A 293-nucleotide genomic window follows, 5' to 3' on the forward strand; every position below is an offset into this window, starting at 1 on the left:
GGCAGTGCATCGCCGAAGAACGCCGCCGTCAGGCCCACGATGTTGCCCTGGCTATGGCATACGACGGTAATCGGCACGTCGGCCTGCATGCGGCGAATCGACTCGATCAGCCTCGCAAGGCGCAACGCCGCGAGCACGCCATATGCGCGGGGCGGCGCGCGATACAGCGGCCGGTTGGTCGGGTTGATCCCCTGGACGGTCACCCATCCGGCCGCGCGGTCGTCGAGGCCGCCGTGCCAGAGATCGGGCAGGCTCGCGCAGCCGTTCGTGAACGGACCGCCGCCCCAATAGTC

The 293-nt window shown here is 69.3% G+C and carries 1 pseudogene; it reads right to left on the reverse strand.

The annotated features are described in order from the left end of the window. Positions 1-293 (reverse strand): annotated as a pseudogene (locus U5798_RS37030) (hypothetical protein); the annotation flags it as partial.

This window comes from Burkholderia sp. BCC1972 (assembly GCF_905339605.1).
GTDB lineage: Bacteria > Pseudomonadota > Gammaproteobacteria > Burkholderiales > Burkholderiaceae > Burkholderia.